The following is a 14,565-nucleotide window of genomic DNA, read 5'->3' as shown; positions in this document are numbered from 1 at the left end:
AACGCTCCTTGGGTGTACGGCCTTGAGGAACGTGCGTGTGCGCAGGTGCGTGCGTGCGGATGTACGGATGTGCGGGTGGTTGCCTGACGAGAGTGCAGGTACGTGCGTACACATGAGTGGTGCGGGGCGGGAGCGGTCCCCCGAGGGGCGGGTTCCGGTCCGCCGCTCGGAATGGGAGCGCTCCCACCCCCACCTGCTTCGGAAGCTAGCGCGAAGTGGTTCGGTTGTAAACCGTTGGCGCAAGGAGGCGAAGGCGGACGCGGCGGAGGGCCGCTCGCCCCGGTGCACGGCGGAGGGCCGCACCCCCGTCGCCGGGGATGCGGCCCTCAACTGCCCTACCGGATCGCTCAGTTGCGGATCAGGTTGCGCAGCACGTACTGCATGATGCCGCCGTTGCGGTAGTAGTCGGCCTCACCGGGGGTGTCGATGCGGACGACCGCGTCGAACTCGACGCCCGTGTCGGTGGTGACCTTGACCGTGCTCGGCGTGGTGCCCTCGTTCAGCTCGGTGACACCGGTGATGGAGAAGGTCTCCTCGCCGGTCAGACCGAGGGAGTCGGCCGACTGGCCGGCCGGGAACTGCAGCGGCAGGACGCCCATGCCGATGAGGTTCGAGCGGTGGATGCGCTCGTACGACTCGGTGATGACGGCCTTGACGCCGAGGAGCGCGGTGCCCTTGGCCGCCCAGTCGCGGGACGAGCCGGAGCCGTACTCCTTGCCGCCCAGGATGACCAGCGGGGTGCCGGCGGCCTGGTAGTTCTGCGACGCGTCGTAGATGAAGGAGACCGGGCCGCCCTCCTGCGTGAAGTCGCGGGTGTAGCCGCCCTCGGTGCCCGGCGCGATCTGGTTGCGCAGGCGGATGTTGGCGAACGTGCCGCGGATCATGACCTCGTGGTTGCCTCGGCGGGAGCCGTAGGAGTTGAAGTCACGACGCTCCACACCGTGCTCGGTGAGGTACTTGCCGGCAGGGGTGTCGGCCTTGATGGCACCGGCCGGGGAGATGTGGTCGGTGGTGACCGAGTCGCCCAGCTTGGCCAGCACGCGGGCACCGGTGATGTCGGTGACCGGGGTGGTCTCCATCGTCATGCCCTCGAAGTACGGGGGCTTGCGGACGTAGGTCGACTCCGGGTCCCACTCGAAGGTGTCGCCGGTCGGGATCGACAGGGCCTGCCACTGGGCGTCGCCCGCGAAGACGTCCTGGTAGGACTTGGAGAACATGTCCTCGCCGATGGCGTTGGCGACGACGTCGTTGACCTCGGCCTCGGTCGGCCAGATGTCCTGGAGGTAGACCGGCTTGCCGTCCTGGTCGGTGCCGAGGGCGTCCTTGGTGATGTCCACCTTCATGGAGCCCGCGAGGGCGTACGCGACGACCAGCGGCGGGGAGGCCAGGTAGTTCATCTTGACGTCGGGGTTGATCCGGCCCTCGAAGTTCCGGTTGCCGGAGAGGACCGAGGTGACCGCGAGATCGTGGTCGTTGACGGCCTTGGAGACCTCCTCCGGCAGCGGGCCGGAGTTGCCGATGCAGGTGGTGCAGCCGTAGCCGACGAGGTTGAAGCCGACCTTGTCGAGGTACGGCGTCAGACCGGCCTTGTCGAAGTAGTCGGTGACGACCTTGGAGCCCGGCGCGAGGGTGGTCTTGACCCACGGCTTGCGGGTCAGGCCCTTCTCCACGGCCTTCTTCGCGACGAGCGCGGCGGCGACCATGACGTACGGGTTCGACGTGTTGGTGCAGGAGGTGATGGCCGCGACCGTCACCGCGCCGTGGTCGATCTCGTACGAGGAGCCGTCGGGGGCGGTCACGGTGACCGGGTTGGACGGGGCGCCGTTCGGGATCGTCGACGGGGCGTCGGAGCCGGGGAAGGACTCCTTGCTGGCCTCGTACTCGTCGTTGACGTAGTTGCGGACGTCCGTCTTGAACTGCTCGGCGGCGTTCGCGAGGACGATGCGGTCCTGCGGGCGCTTCGGGCCGGCGATGGAGGGGACGACCGTGGAGAGGTCGAGCTCCAGCTTCTCGGAGAAGTCGGGCTCGGCGGCCGGGTCCAGCCAGAGGCCCTGCTCCTTGGCGTACGCCTCGACGAGCGCGAGCTGCTGCTCGGAGCGGCCGGTGAGCTTGAGGTACTTGATGGTCTCGCCGTCGATCGGGAAGATCGCGGCGGTGGAGCCGAACTCCGGCGACATGTTGCCGATGGTGGCGCGGTTGGCCAGGGAGGTGGCGGCGACGCCCTCACCGTAGAACTCGACGAACTTGCCGACGACACCGTGCTTGCGCAGCATCTCGGTGATGGTGAGCACGAGGTCGGTGGCGGTGGTGCCGGGGGTCAGCTCGCCGGTCAGCTTGAAGCCGACGACGCGCGGGATGAGCATCGACACCGGCTGGCCGAGCATCGCGGCCTCGGCCTCGATGCCGCCGACGCCCCAGCCGAGCACACCGAGGCCGTTGACCATGGTGGTGTGGGAGTCGGTGCCGACGAGGGTGTCGGGGTACGCCTGGCCGTTACGGACCATGACCGTACGGGCCAGGTGCTCGATGTTGACCTGGTGGACGATGCCGGTGCCCGGGGGGACGACCTTGAAGTCGTCGAACGCGGTCTGGCCCCAGCGCAGGAACTGGTAGCGCTCCTTGTTGCGGCCGTACTCCAGGTCGACGTTCTGCTTGAAGGCGTCGTGCGTGCCGAACTTGTCGGCGATGACGGAGTGGTCGATGACCATCTCGGCCGGGGAGAGCGGGTTGACCTTCGCCGGGTCGCCGCCGAGGGCCTTGACGGCCTCACGCATGGTGGCGAGGTCCACCACACAGGGAACGCCGGTGAAGTCCTGCATGATCACGCGGGCCGGCGTGAACTGGATCTCCTGGCTGGGCTGAGCCTGGGAGTCCCAGTTGCCGAGGGCACGGATGTGGTCGGCGGTGATGTTCGCGCCGTCCTCCGTGCGGAGCAGGTTCTCCAGCAGGACCTTGAGGCTGTAGGGCAGGCGAGCCGAGCCCTCCACCTTGTCCAGCCGGAAGATCTCGTACGACTCGTCGCCCACCTGCAGCGTGCTGCGGGCGTCGAAGCTGTTCGCCGACACGACAGTCTCCTTCATTCCATGTGCGCGTTCCACCGCATCCTGCCGCCACGTCCTCTTGGCCGATCCGCTAAGGTAAGGCTAAGTTAGGTACCCCTTACCGGGGTGGCGGCCGCAGTGCGCCTCGGCAGATATCTCGATGTCGAGATAACTCTAGTACATGGGCGCGGACAGGTCATGCCCGGGCGGATGTGGCGTGCGCCAATGTCTGCGGACGGAGGGGGCGGGCCTGTGCCTGCCGGGTGTGCCGGGGCGGAAGTGGCCGCGCCTGAAGTCGGCGAGTGGCCGCGTCCGAGGTCGGGGATAGACGCGTCCGAGCTCGGCAGGTGGTGGCGTCCGCGGGTGGCGAGCGGGGGCACAGTCAGCGGCTGGGGCCACGGTCGGCAGGCGGCGGTGTCTCTGAAGTCGGGCGAGCCGTGATGTCCGCTGCCGGCAACGGCACCGGATGAGCGGGCGGCGACGGTGCGTTCCGGGTGTTCCGGCGAACTCCGCGTGTTGGGCCATCAGTTCGCCGAGTCGGGGTATCCGGAAAGGCGTCAGTGACCCTTCGAGGGGAGGCTTGCATGCCGCTCACCTTTCGCAAGAGCTTCCGGATCCTGCCGGGCGTGCGCCTGAACATCAACAAGCGCTCGTGGTCCATCACCACCGGTGGCGACCACGGGCCACGCCATACCCGCAGCAGCACGGGACGCCGAACGACCTCCATGGACCTGCCCGGCCCCTTCGGCTGGCGCCGCACACGCTCGACCCGGTCACGCCGGGGGTGAACGGGGAGGGACGGCGGTCGCGAGAGCTGCGCCGCACCCTCACAGGTCCGACCCGTCGTCCGTCGCGAGCGGCCAGAGTCATCGCTCGGCCTGACCCTTCGCCTGGGCAGGCCCGGTGCGGCCTGGTGCGGCCTGGTGCGGCCAGGTGCGCCGTTCCCCCGTGTCCGCCTCTGCCGACCGCCCCGTCGGTCGCGCCGGGCCCGGCGAGTTCACCTCGCCGGGCCCCCTCGCGCTTCGGCCGTTCCCCTTGGTGCGCCTCGGGTGCGCATGCGTGAGGGCGGCGGGACCGGGCAGCGTCCCCTCCCCCGTGTGGGGCCCTGCCCGTGCCGTGCCGCCCTCTTCGCGGCACCTTATTTGCGCTGGCCGGCGGCCCACGCGGCGACGATGACCGCGGCCGCCCCTCCCGCCATGAGGTCCAGCCCCGCACGGCGCCTCGCGTCGTGCTCACGGCGCCCGTGCAGCAGCGCCGCCAACGGCACACCGAGGAAGGCGACCGCGATGACGACCACGCCGAGGACCACGGTCCACGGGGCGGGCGCGGCCGCGACGGCGACCGCCCCCATCGCGCCGGCCAGGGTCACGAGATGGCGAGCCACCCGCACTCCCCCGATGTGTGCCTGGCCCCCCTTCGTGTCCTCGCCGCCGCCCGCACCGGACCTTCGTTCCGCGGGCGTGCCGTCGCGTTCCGCGACCGCCGGACCCGCGCGACGGCCCGTGGCGGCACCGACCGTACGAAGGACCCCTTCGCCGCCCACGGCGTCGACGCGGTGGTGGACGACGCGTTCCTCGTCCGGTACGCCGTCGGCCAGGTGATAGGCCACCAGTTCGGCGTCGGCCTCCTTCAGCTGGCCGACGAGCGCCGTCATGGCCTCGTTCTCCGATTCATCCATTCGAACCCCTTTTCCCCCGATCGTTGGGCTTGCCAGGGCCCGGGTAAGGCCCGCCCGGGGATCACGGTCTCTGGTCGCCTCCGCGGCTCGGGCCCGGGCCCGTCCGGGCGAAGACCACCGGAATCCGTGATCCCCGTACGCGCGCTACCCGCGGTGGCGCCGCTGCCTCCCCGGGGCCCGGGCACCCTGGCGTGCCAGGTGCCGTCCGATCTTCCGTTCCGCCTTGTTGAGGGTGGCCGCGACCGTGCCCGGACGGATGCCGAGGATGTCGGCGGTCTCGTCGAGCGTCATCTCCTTGACCCGGCGCAGCCAGCACACCTCGAACTGGCGTTCCGTCAACAGCTCCCTGACCATGCGGAGCGCGCGGCGGACCTCGTCGCGGCGGATGACCTGCTCCGCGGTCGTGTCACCGGTGGCGCGGTCGGGGAACCGTTCGACGGGGACCTCGCGCGGATGGGTGCGCCGCAGGTCGGCGATCTGGTTGCGTACGGCGCGGATGGTGTAGCCGATGGCGGTCTTCTCCGCGCGCGGCGGCACGCGGGTGACCGCCGCGCGGCTCGCCACTTTGGCGAAGTAGCGGGCGTCCGGCGCGCCGACGCCCCGCGCCACGGCGTACGCGAAGCCCTCCGCCTCCAGCATCAACCCCTGTTCGGGGGTGAGGGACCGCGCCGGGCCGGCGCCCGGCTCCGTACGGGGGTCCGGCACGGCGGTGGGCGGCGCGGTGGGCGGCACGGCGGTGGGCGGCACGGCGGCGGGTGGCGCGGTGGGCGGCACGGCGGTGGGTGGCACGGCGGCGGGCGGCGGCACCACGACGGCGTCCGGGGCGGCGACCCCGACCAGCGCCGCCACGTCGTCACGCGCCGCCACGGGACTCGGCACGTCGCCGTCGTCCGCCGCCGGACCGGTGTCCGTCCCGGTCTCGCCGCGCCGCTGTGGACCCGGTACCGGGGCGGCCGGCGGCGTGGTCTCGCACGGGACCCCGTCCACCGGCTCGGGTACCAGTCCGGTCATACTTCCTCCTGGTGTTGCGGAGCTTGTGCTGCGGGTCGTTTCACTGGGGAATCGGGACAGCCGGACGGTTGTCTTTACGCCCGGCGCCGAATGCCGCCCCGCAGGGGGCAACTCGCTTCGCGTCAAGGGAAGTTCACCCCACCGAGCGGCGCACTCGGGCGCGCCGGGAGGCGCGTACGCGGCGCGCGAGGCGGGTCGCGGCCACGAAGAGCGCCGTCGCCAGCGCCACCCCCGCGGAGGCCATGGAACCGTCGTGGACCACCGCGTACTGGTGGACCGCGGACGCCAGCGCCCCGGTGCCGCCGACCGCGAACAGCCCGGCGGCGGTGGCGCAGCCGCTCTCCATCCGCTGGTCCATGCGGTCCAAACGGGCTGCCATCTCGGCGAGTTCGGCTTTGGAAGGCCGCGTTCCGGCGGGGCGGGACGGGAGGTTCGTCATGGTGGACTCCTGGCGTCGAGGACCGTCACGGCATCGCGGCCGGGCTCAGCCCGTGCGACGTCCGCACCCTCAATCGCCGTTCGGAGCACACTTCCGTTACTCCTCCGGGGAGAAGTGGCATCCCTCACACGGGAGTACGGGCGCCACCGGTCGTCCTCCCACCCGGACGGCCCACCCGGACGCCATGCGCATCTCATATCTGAGATAGCCTCACCACATGACCGACGACTACCTCGTACGCATCGGCAGGCTCATCCGTGACGCCCGGCAGCATCGTGGCTGGACACAGTCGCAGTTGGCGGAGGCTCTGGGGACGAGTCAGAGCGCGGTGAACCGTATCGAGCGCGGCAACCAGAACATCAGCCTTGAGATGATCGCTCGCATCGGTGAGGCCCTGGACAGTGAGATCGTCTCGCTGGGGTACGCGGGTCCGATGCATCTGCGGGTGGTCGGCGGGCGCCGGCTATCCGGCTCGATCGACGTGAAGACCAGCAAGAACGCGTGTGTCGCACTGCTGTGCGCCTCCCTGTTGAACAAGGGGCGCACGGTGCTGCGCCGGGTGGCCCGGATCGAGGAGGTGTACCGCCTGCTGGAGGTGCTCGGCTCCATCGGCGTCCGCACCCGCTGGATCAACGACGGCGTCGACCTGGAGATCGTGCCCCCGGCCGAGCTGGACCTGGCGGCGATCGACGCGGAGGCGGCTCGCCGCACCCGGTCGATCATCATGTTCCTCGGCCCGCTGCTGCACCGCATGGACCACTTCAAGCTGCCGTACGCGGGCGGTTGCGACCTCGGTACGCGGACCGTCGAGCCGCACATGATCGCGCTGCGCCGGTTCGGGCTGGACATCACCGCGACCGAGGGCCTCTACCACGCCGAGGTGGACCGGTCCGTGACGCCGGGCCGCCCGATCGTGCTGACCGAGCGCGGCGACACGGTGACCGAGAACGCGCTGCTCGCCGCGGCCCGCCACAACGGTGTGACCGTCATCCGCAACGCCTCGTCCAACTACATGGTCCAGGACCTGTGCTTCTTCCTGGAGGCGCTCGGCGTCCGGGTCGAGGGCATCGGCACGACCACGCTCACGGTGCACGGTGTGCCGCACATCGACGCGGACGTCGACTACTCCCCCTCCGAGGACCCGGTCGAGGCGATGAGCCTGCTCGCCGCGGCGGTCGTCACCGAGTCGGAGCTGACGGTGCGCCGGGTGCCGATCGAGTTCCTGGAGATCGAGCTGGCAGTCCTGGAGGAGATGGGCCTCGACCACGACCGCACGACGGAGTACTTCGCCGACAACGGCCGTACGCGTCTGGTGGACCTCACGGTCAGGCCCTCGAAGCTCCAGGCGCCGATCGACAAGATCCACCCGATGCCGTTCCCCGGCCTGAACATCGACAACGTCCCGTTCTTCGCGGCGATCGCCGCCGTCGCCCAGGGCAAGACCCTCATCCACGACTGGGTGTACGACAACCGGGCGATCTACCTCACCGACCTCAACCGCCTCGGTGGCCGCCTCCAACTGCTCGACCCGCACCGGGTGCTCGTCGAGGGCCCGACCCGCTGGCGCGCCGCGGAGATGATGTGCCCGCCGGCCCTGCGCCCCGCCGTGGTCGTCCTCCTCGCGATGATGGCCGCCGAGGGCACGTCCGTCCTCCGCAACGTCTATGTCATCAACCGCGGTTACGAGGACCTCGCGGAGCGCCTCAACACGGTGGGGGCACAGATCGAGACCTTCCGGGACATCTGATCGGCAGGAGTGTCGTGCCCCTAGGAGATGAGGGGCACGACACTCCTAAATGCCTGCTGACCTGCTGTTACACCCTTGCGGGACCCTCCATTGATCATCGCTGTTCTTCATCACCTTGTGCAACGCGTGTGCAAGATGATCTTAAATTGGTGACGATGCGTCAGAGAGTATCTGAGTGTCCGTCAGACTTTACGGAGAGTGCTCGCTACAGGGGCCTCGCAATGTCCGCGCCGACGGTGCCACTGGCGTTCCTGAGATTCGGAGTACAGTCCTCGCCGCGCACGCGCATCAAGCGCACTACACCGCTACGGCCAGTTCCAGCCCGAACCTCCACGCGCACCGGCGCTCCTTCGGTCATCCGGCTGACCCCCACGTCCGGGTCGGCGACCTGCTGACCGAGGCGCCCGCCGACAGCATCCGCGACGACCATGCCCAGGAGCGCGTCGAGACGAGCAGTGAGATGCGTGCTGCCGTCATCGGGCCTGCCAACGGGATGGGAGGGCGGACGCGTACGGCAAGGCCGGCAAGGCCATGAAGGACACCAGCGCGGACATGTCCGTCCAGGGCCTCGTCACGGAACGTTTCCACACGCTGGGCGACTGTCGGTAGGTGCCCCTCCTTCAGATGACGCCGTTGGCGAATTCGGGACTCCTGCGTGACCTCGGTCTTCAAGGCCCAGTTGTGATCCTGAAGACCGACGTCGCTGCTTAGGGTGGGTTCGAGCAGACGGTCACGCAGCTCCCCTGACCGCCTTCATGGTCGGCATAGCCCTCGTCCAGGTGATCATCGGCCCGCTCAGCGACACCTTCGGCCGACGGCGTGCCCTCCTGACCGGCCTGGCCGTGTACGTAGCGGAAGGAGCCGTGTGCGCCCTCGCACCGCATCCGGCGGTGCTCATCGGCATGCGTCTGGTCCAGGGTCTGGCCGGTGCCGCGGGCATCGTCATCGCCCGAATCGTCGTCCGCGACCTGTACGACGGATTCGCCGCAGCCCGCCTGCTGTTCCGGAGGTTGCGCCGCACTCGTCTCTTTCGTAGGTGGCAGGCTCCCCCTATAGTGGGCGCGCTCCCACCCCGGGGGGCCCGCTGCGGCCCGCGGTGATGACCGCACGACCGTCGCCCGAACCCGTACGGACAGTTCCGCCGCCGTGCATGCGCCGATGACCGAACCTGCTCCGGCGGCCGAAGCGGGTGAGGGCGGCCGCCCCGCGTCATGCCTGTGGGACTCCGTCACCAGCCGTACTGCGATTGGAGAGTCATGTCTCGTCTTCTCGCCACCAGCGGAGCACTGGCGGCGTTATGCCTCGGGCTGCTGTCGGTCCAATCCGGGTCGGCGGCCGCCGACGCGCCGGCCGAGGGGGCCCAGGTCGTGATCAAGACGATCAACGGCTCCGGGTGCCCGGCGGGCACGGCTGGTGCCACGGTGTCCCCCGACAACTCCACGCTCACAGTGACGTACGACGCCTACACCGCCCAGGCCGGTGGCAATGCCGGACCGGCCGACGCGCGGAAGAACTGCCAGCTCGTCCTGGACGTCAAAGCCCCGGCGTCCTACACCTACGCCCTCTTCGGGCTCGACCACCGCGGCCATGCCTCGCTGCCCGCGCGCGCGACCGCCACCATCAAGTCCGACTACTACTTCCAGGGGACGACGGACGACGTCTTCCAGTCCCACCCGCTGACGGGGCCGTACCAGGATGACTGGGCTGTGTCCGACAGCGTGCCGGACAACCGGCTGGTCTGGGCACCGTGTGGCTCGCAGCGGTACCTCAACGTCAACACATCCCTGCAGGTGAGCGCCGGCTCGGGCAACCGCGCCAGCGTGGTCACCATGGGTTCGACGGACGTCCCGGGCGCCTCCTACCGGCTCATCTGGAAGCGGTGCTGACGCCCGGGGCAACGTGAGGCTCGGCGCCTGGACTGCCCGGAGGGCCGTGACCGGCCGGTCGCTCCGATCGGCGGCTCGCCGCACACTGCCTGGAGGCGGCTCGGCCTGTGGGTGGCGATGTACCTGCCAGGCACGGGACCCACGGGCATGCCTCTGAAGGCGCGGTGAGCCTCGTCATGAAGACGCATCGACGGGATGCGGCACAGCGCAAGAAAGGTCGCGGTCAGCGTATTGCTCTGCGTCACGCAGCGACCAGATCGTCGCCTGCCGAGCAGAGTCGAGCACGAGTACGTGACCGCCGACGGCGGCGACGGCGAGCAGCAGTTCCTGCCAGTGATCTCTGGGCGGGCCAGCGCCAAACTGAACCGGATCGCCGCAAAGATGACGCGCCCGCCGAAGCAGAAGGCCCGGCCCTTCGCCAAGCTGTGCGAGGAGTGGAAGCCGACGAGCGCGAGACGCTGCTGGACCTGCTCGACGCCGAACCAGAACTCCTTGCCACCCGGCCCGGACAGACCTTGATCGGCGACGAGAACTACTTCGGCCGCGACTTCAGCACCAGCTGGCCGAGCATGGCATCCGGCTGCTGCGGCCGACCCGCAAGGGTGAACCGGAGCGGCTCGGAGCCGAGCTGTTCAAACGGCGTTGTCACGTCGTTGGACGCGTGGGTGCCGGACGGTGCGTCGGGTGTGGTGGGGTTCCGGGCCTGTGCTCAGGGCGTGGTGGGCAGGCCGGCGACGCCGGTGACTTGGTCCCAGATCGCGAAGCGAACGGTCATCTCGGCTCGGTAGTCAGTGGCGGTGAGCAGGTGGCGGCGGGGCCGGAAGCGGGGTGAGATGCCGCTGAACGCGGACAGGAATCGCTGAGCCGCGCCCACACTGCGGAAGCGAATCCGCAACCGCAACGACGCAAGGCATGGCACCTCTCCCGCACGGACGCCGCCGCCAGAGCCAGCCATGGGTGGGGTGCGTTCACCGCTCTCCGGCGGGCATGGGCGGACTCGACGAGCTTGAAAACCATCGCCAGGGCAGCGGTGCGGGAGGCGACGCCTCGGGCGTAGCACCACAACTGCGGCCGATCGAAGCAAACGACCTCAGCAGCCGCTGATCCATCCGACCGGAAATCGGCGCTATGAGCGCATCCATGAACGGGTACGTCAGCTGGAGCAGCCGGCGACCCAGCCAGGCCCGGTGTCCTGTGACCCTGACTCGCCCGCCGTCGGCCGGTGACGCGGCAGTGACGCCGGAGTGACGCGGGGTCGGCCATGATCGCGCAATGCGGACAGACAACGGCATGCGCCGATGACCGGGCGTACGGACGCGGTCCGGACTCCCCGCGGCGCGCTGGTCGGGGTCGATCCGGCCAACCCGCTGGCCGGCTTGGTGGTGTTCCAGTACAACCCCGACGAGATGACCCGGCGACTGGTCGCCCGGACAGCGGAGGGCGACGACGAGACCGGCGGTGCCCGCAGCGAGGCGCTGCGTCTCACCGGGGCCCCGATCGAGACGATCAGCCTGGCGGTCGAGGTGGACGCCACCGACCAGTTGGCCGACGGTGATCCGCAGGCCGTGCTCCTCGGCATCCACCCCCAGTTGGCAGCGCTCGAGATGCTGCTCTACCCCAAGAGCTCGGTGGTCCTGGAGAACATGGCGCTGACGGCGGTCGGCACCATCGAACTGGTACCGATGGAGGCACCGCTGACCCTCCTGGTCTGGGGAAGCCGGGTCCTCCCGGTGCGGCTGACCTCCTTCTCGATCACCGAGCAGGCGTACGACAGCCAGCTCAACCCGATCCGGGCCCGGGCGGACCTGGAACTGCGGGTGCTCTCCTACAGCGATCTGTCGGTCACCAGTCCGGGACACCATCTCTTCCTGGCCCACCAGATCGCCAAGGAGACCATGGCCACGCTCTCCGCCCGGTCGGCGGCGGGCCGGGCCGTGACCGGCGGCATCGGAGGGGTGTTCCGTTGACCGATCCGACCAGCCGGTACGCCTCGCTGAACGTGGTGACCGCCACCGTCCCGGACGGGACCGGCGGCAGCCGCGAGGTCCGCTGCCTGAGCCGCAGGCTGCTCCCCATGCCGGGCAGTGCGCACACCCTCACCGAGCACACGGTCGCCCCCGGGGACCGACCGGACACGATCGCCGCCGCCGCTCTGGGCGACCCCACTCAGTTCTGGCGGATCTGCGACGCCCATCCGGTGATCCATCCGGACGAGCTCACCGCCGCCGACCGGATCGGGACCCGGATCCCCATCCCGTTCCCCCTGGCGTGACCGCGCCCCTGCCGCCGTACCGGCCCGTGGAAGGAAACCTGTGGAAGGAGAGAGAGCATGGCCCTGCTGAGCACCTACCTCACCGTGCTCCTCGGCCCCACGGTGCCCGTACCCGCGCCGCCACGGCTGGTGGAGAACCTCCAGCAGGTGCAGGTCACCATGTCCGACAGTGCCAGATCCGGATTCCAGCTCGTCATCGCCGCCGGACGCGGGGGTCCGGCGGGTGCGCTCGACCAGCCGCTGCTCACCGAGCGGTATCTGCAGCCGTTCGATCGCGTGGTGCTCGTCCTGACGCTGCACGGCACCCCCACGGTGCTGATGGACGGGGTCATCACCCATCGGGAGCTCACCCCGGGCTCGACCTCCGGCCCCGCCACCTTCACCGTCACGGGGGAGGATCTCGGCGTACTGATGGACCTGGAGGAGCGGACCGCGGAGTATCCGGCGCAGAGCGAGGCCGCCATCGCCACCCGGCTGATCCTGAGGTACGCACGCTACGGGTTGGTGCCCAGAGTGGTCCCGCCGCCGGTGATCGACCTGTCGCTCCCGATCGAGCACATCCCGGTCCAGCGGGGCACGGATCTCGCCCAACTCACCGCGATGGCCCGGCGCTTCGGCTACGTCTTCCACATCACCCCGGGCCCGCTGCCGCTCACCAGTACCGCCTACTGGGGTCCACCGACCCGGGTGGGCAGACCGGCACCGGCGCTCTCGGTCGACTTCGGGCCGGCGACCAATGTCGAGCAACTCGCCTTCAGGTCCGACGCCCTGGCCGCCACCCAGGTCCGCGGCCGGGTCCAGGACCGGCTCACCGACACGGTGATCCAGGTTCGCAGTGTCGGCAGCACCCGGCCTCCCCTGGCGGCGGAACCCGACTGGCTGGTCAACCGGCATGTGCGCACCACGCTGCTGGACGGGAGCGGTATGACCGCCCCGCAGGCGTTCGGCCAGGCCCAGGGCAGGGCCGAGGCGTCCAACGACGGCTCGCTCACGGCCACCGGCCGACTCGACACCGAGCGCTACGGCGCACTGCTCCCGGCCAGGGGCCTGGTGGGCGTACGAGGGGCGGGCTGGTCGCACGACGGTCTGTACCACGTCAAGCAGGTCACCCACTCGATCGCCCGGGGGCGGCACACCCAGGACTTCACGCTGACCCGGGAAGGCGTCGGCTCCACCACTCCGGTGGTGCGGCCATGAAGCGCAAGGAGCGGGTGAACGGGTCCGGACCGATCGGACAGGGCACCGGACGGACCGGACAGGGCAACGGAGGGGCATCATGAACCAGTACTTCGGCAAGTACCGGGGCAAGGTCAGCAACAACGCCGACCCGATGGTGCGGGGCCGCGTCCAGGTCAGCTGCCCCGTTGTGCTCGGCGACGCGACAGCCCTGTGGGCGATGCCCAGCGTGCCGTACGCCGGGCCGGGCGTCGGTCTGCTCGCCGTCCCCCCGATCGGGGCCGACGTCTGGGTCGAGTTCGAGGGCGGCGACCCGGCTCTGCCGATCTGGGCCGGCTGCTTCTGGGGAAGCGGCCAGGCGCCCGGCGCCGGCCCCACCACCAAGGTGTTCAAGACCGACGGACTGAGCCTCACGGTCAACGACCTCCCGGGATCGGGTGGTGTGACCCTGGAGGTCGGACCGCCCGCGGTCTCCACTCCGATGACCATCTCCCTGACGGCCGCCGGAATCGAACTGTCCAACGGAGCCGCGAGCGTCAAGCTGACCGCAGCCTCCGTGTCGGTCAACGACGGTGCCCTGGAGGTCATCTGATGCCAGGTCAGCTACTGCATCTCGGCGCGACGGTCATGTGTGCGCACTCCGGCCCCGCACAGCCCACCAAGACCGAGCCCCGGGTGCTGGTCAACCGCATGCCGACGGTGACAGCGGTCGCACCGTACACGGTCGCAGGCTGCACACTGCTGCAACCCCCCGGTCCCTGCGTCACCGCCCAGTGGGTGTCCACCGCCACCCGGGTGCGGATCGGCGGGCTCCCCGCCGTGCTGTCCGACGGGAGGGCCCAGTGCATACCCACCGCCACCCCGCTGACCGTGTCGGCCACCCAGACCAGGGTGAAGGGGACCTGAGGTGAACATCGGCTTCCCCTTCCGAGTCGGCCCCGGCGGCAGGACCGCCCTGGTGGACGAGGAGCAGTACGTTCGCGACCTGATCGAACAGGTGCTGTTCACCGCCCCCGGCGAACGGGTCAACCGCCCCACCTTCGGCAGCGGCCTCCACCGGCTCGTCTTCGAACCCATCGGCGGCGAACTGGCGACCGCGACCCAGCTCATGGCGCACGGTGCGCTCCAGCAGTGGCTGTGCGACCTCGCCGAGGTACAGGCCGTGGACATCACCGCGGACGAGGCCACCCTCCGGGTGACGGTGCGGTACCGGATCCGCGCCATGGACCGGCCCACCACCGCTGTGTTCACCCGGAGGCTGCCCCAGTGACGCAACCCGACGTCCCGAACGACTCCGACCCGGTCTCTTATACAC

General features: G+C 70.0%; 13 protein-coding genes and 3 pseudogenes. 11 read left to right on the top strand and 5 right to left on the bottom strand.

What is annotated here, in order from left to right; genetic code table 11:
• Window positions 1–347: 347 nt before the first annotated feature.
• Window positions 348–3,065 carry an aconitate hydratase AcnA gene (gene acnA, locus AOK23_RS15295; protein WP_055713277.1) on the bottom strand — a complete coding sequence of 906 codons (2,718 nt, stop codon included), beginning with the start codon at window positions 3,063–3,065 and terminating at the stop codon, window positions 348–350.
• Between the two features lie 560 nt (window positions 3,066–3,625).
• On the opposite strand from acnA, the gene AOK23_RS15290 reads away from it, so the two are divergent.
• Entirely contained in the window at window positions 3,626–3,829 is a 204-nt protein-coding gene (locus AOK23_RS15290; protein WP_185093521.1) for a DUF4236 domain-containing protein, read from the top strand.
• Window positions 3,830–4,179: 350 nt separating this feature from the next.
• Here the strand turns inward: AOK23_RS15290 and AOK23_RS15285 are convergent, their stop codons facing one another.
• The 3 genes from AOK23_RS15285 to AOK23_RS15275 form a co-directional block, all read right to left on the bottom strand.
• Window positions 4,180–4,719, bottom strand: a complete 540-nt coding sequence (locus AOK23_RS15285; RefSeq protein ID WP_055713267.1) for a hypothetical protein — start codon at window positions 4,717–4,719, stop codon at window positions 4,180–4,182.
• A gap of 144 nt (window positions 4,720–4,863) precedes the next feature.
• A complete protein-coding gene (locus AOK23_RS15280; protein WP_055713266.1) occupies window positions 4,864–5,730 on the bottom strand; it encodes a sigma-70 family RNA polymerase sigma factor in 867 nt (288 codons plus the stop codon).
• A gap of 133 nt (window positions 5,731–5,863) precedes the next feature.
• Entirely contained in the window at window positions 5,864–6,169 is a 306-nt protein-coding gene (locus tag AOK23_RS15275) for a hypothetical protein (protein WP_055713265.1), read from the bottom strand.
• 217 nt (window positions 6,170–6,386) lie between these two features.
• On the opposite strand from AOK23_RS15275, the gene AOK23_RS15270 reads away from it, so the two are divergent.
• The 4 genes and pseudogenes from AOK23_RS15270 to AOK23_RS51895 form a co-directional block, all read left to right on the top strand.
• On the top strand, window positions 6,387–7,916 hold the full coding sequence (locus AOK23_RS15270; RefSeq protein WP_055713264.1) for a helix-turn-helix domain-containing protein: 1,530 nt from the start codon (window positions 6,387–6,389) through the stop codon (window positions 7,914–7,916).
• 743 nt (window positions 7,917–8,659) lie between these two features.
• Window positions 8,660–8,911 (top strand): annotated as a pseudogene (locus AOK23_RS15265) (MFS transporter); the annotation flags it as partial.
• Between the two features lie 261 nt (window positions 8,912–9,172).
• The gene (locus tag AOK23_RS15260) at window positions 9,173–9,802 is read left to right on the top strand and encodes a DUF4360 domain-containing protein (protein WP_055713262.1); all 630 of its coding nucleotides are present in this window, start codon (window positions 9,173–9,175) and stop codon (window positions 9,800–9,802) included.
• A 431-nt stretch (window positions 9,803–10,233) separates the two neighbouring features.
• Window positions 10,234–10,466 (top strand): annotated as a pseudogene (locus AOK23_RS51895) (IS982 family transposase); the annotation flags it as partial.
• 45 nt (window positions 10,467–10,511) lie between these two features.
• On the opposite strand, the pseudogene AOK23_RS49770 reads toward AOK23_RS51895, so the two are convergent.
• Window positions 10,512–10,685: pseudogene (locus AOK23_RS49770) on the bottom strand (IS6 family transposase); the annotation flags it as partial.
• A 415-nt stretch (window positions 10,686–11,100) separates the two neighbouring features.
• Here AOK23_RS49770 and AOK23_RS15245 point away from each other — a divergent pair.
• The 6 genes from AOK23_RS15245 (at window position 11,101) to AOK23_RS15220 (ending at window position 14,520) form a co-directional block, all read left to right on the top strand.
• Window positions 11,101–11,769: a hypothetical protein gene (locus AOK23_RS15245; RefSeq protein WP_055713260.1), complete on the top strand. Its 669-nt coding sequence runs from the start codon at window positions 11,101–11,103 to the stop codon at window positions 11,767–11,769.
• Complete coding sequence (locus AOK23_RS15240; RefSeq protein ID WP_055713259.1) at window positions 11,766–12,074, top strand: hypothetical protein; 309 nt, start codon at window positions 11,766–11,768, stop codon at window positions 12,072–12,074. The genes AOK23_RS15245 and AOK23_RS15240 overlap by 4 nt, the downstream gene beginning before the upstream one ends.
• A 57-nt stretch (window positions 12,075–12,131) precedes the next feature.
• Window positions 12,132–13,271, top strand: coding sequence for a hypothetical protein (locus AOK23_RS15235; protein WP_055713258.1), 1,140 nt, complete (start codon window positions 12,132–12,134; stop codon window positions 13,269–13,271).
• A gap of 79 nt (window positions 13,272–13,350) precedes the next feature.
• Complete coding sequence (locus AOK23_RS15230) at window positions 13,351–13,842, top strand: phage baseplate assembly protein V (protein WP_055713257.1); 492 nt, start codon at window positions 13,351–13,353, stop codon at window positions 13,840–13,842.
• The gene (locus tag AOK23_RS15225) at window positions 13,842–14,156 is read left to right on the top strand and encodes a hypothetical protein (RefSeq protein WP_055713256.1); all 315 of its coding nucleotides are present in this window, start codon (window positions 13,842–13,844) and stop codon (window positions 14,154–14,156) included. The genes AOK23_RS15230 and AOK23_RS15225 overlap by 1 nt, the downstream gene beginning before the upstream one ends.
• Window position 14,157: 1 nt before the next feature.
• Entirely contained in the window at window positions 14,158–14,520 is a 363-nt protein-coding gene (locus AOK23_RS15220; protein ID WP_055713255.1) for a GPW/gp25 family protein, read from the top strand.
• Window positions 14,521–14,565 lie beyond the last annotated feature (45 nt).

It is taken from the genome of Streptomyces torulosus, from assembly GCF_001419765.1.
In the GTDB taxonomy this organism is placed as follows: Bacteria; Actinomycetota; Actinomycetes; order Streptomycetales; family Streptomycetaceae; genus Streptomyces; species Streptomyces torulosus.
This window is presented reverse-complemented; position numbering and strand designations above follow the sequence as displayed.

Bases quoted from the DNA above. Each gene is read 5' to 3' on its own strand.
- AOK23_RS15245 (WP_055713260.1), top strand. From the start codon at position 11,101: ATGACCGGGCGTACGGACGCGGTCCGGACTCCCCGCGGCGCGCTGGTC.
- AOK23_RS15285 (WP_055713267.1), bottom strand. From the start codon at position 4,719: ATGGATGAATCGGAGAACGAGGCCATGACGGCGCTCGTCGGCCAGCTG.
- AOK23_RS15235 (WP_055713258.1), top strand. From the start codon at position 12,132: ATGGCCCTGCTGAGCACCTACCTCACCGTGCTCCTCGGCCCCACGGTG.
- AOK23_RS15225 (WP_055713256.1), top strand. From the start codon at position 13,842: ATGCCAGGTCAGCTACTGCATCTCGGCGCGACGGTCATGTGTGCGCAC.
- AOK23_RS15260 (WP_055713262.1), top strand. From the start codon at position 9,173: ATGTCTCGTCTTCTCGCCACCAGCGGAGCACTGGCGGCGTTATGCCTC.
- AOK23_RS15230 (WP_055713257.1), top strand. From the start codon at position 13,351: ATGAACCAGTACTTCGGCAAGTACCGGGGCAAGGTCAGCAACAACGCC.
- AOK23_RS15280 (WP_055713266.1), bottom strand. From the start codon at position 5,730: ATGACCGGACTGGTACCCGAGCCGGTGGACGGGGTCCCGTGCGAGACC.
- AOK23_RS15275 (WP_055713265.1), bottom strand. From the start codon at position 6,169: ATGACGAACCTCCCGTCCCGCCCCGCCGGAACGCGGCCTTCCAAAGCC.
- AOK23_RS15290 (WP_185093521.1), top strand. From the start codon at position 3,626: ATGCCGCTCACCTTTCGCAAGAGCTTCCGGATCCTGCCGGGCGTGCGC.
- AOK23_RS15270 (WP_055713264.1), top strand. From the start codon at position 6,387: ATGACCGACGACTACCTCGTACGCATCGGCAGGCTCATCCGTGACGCC.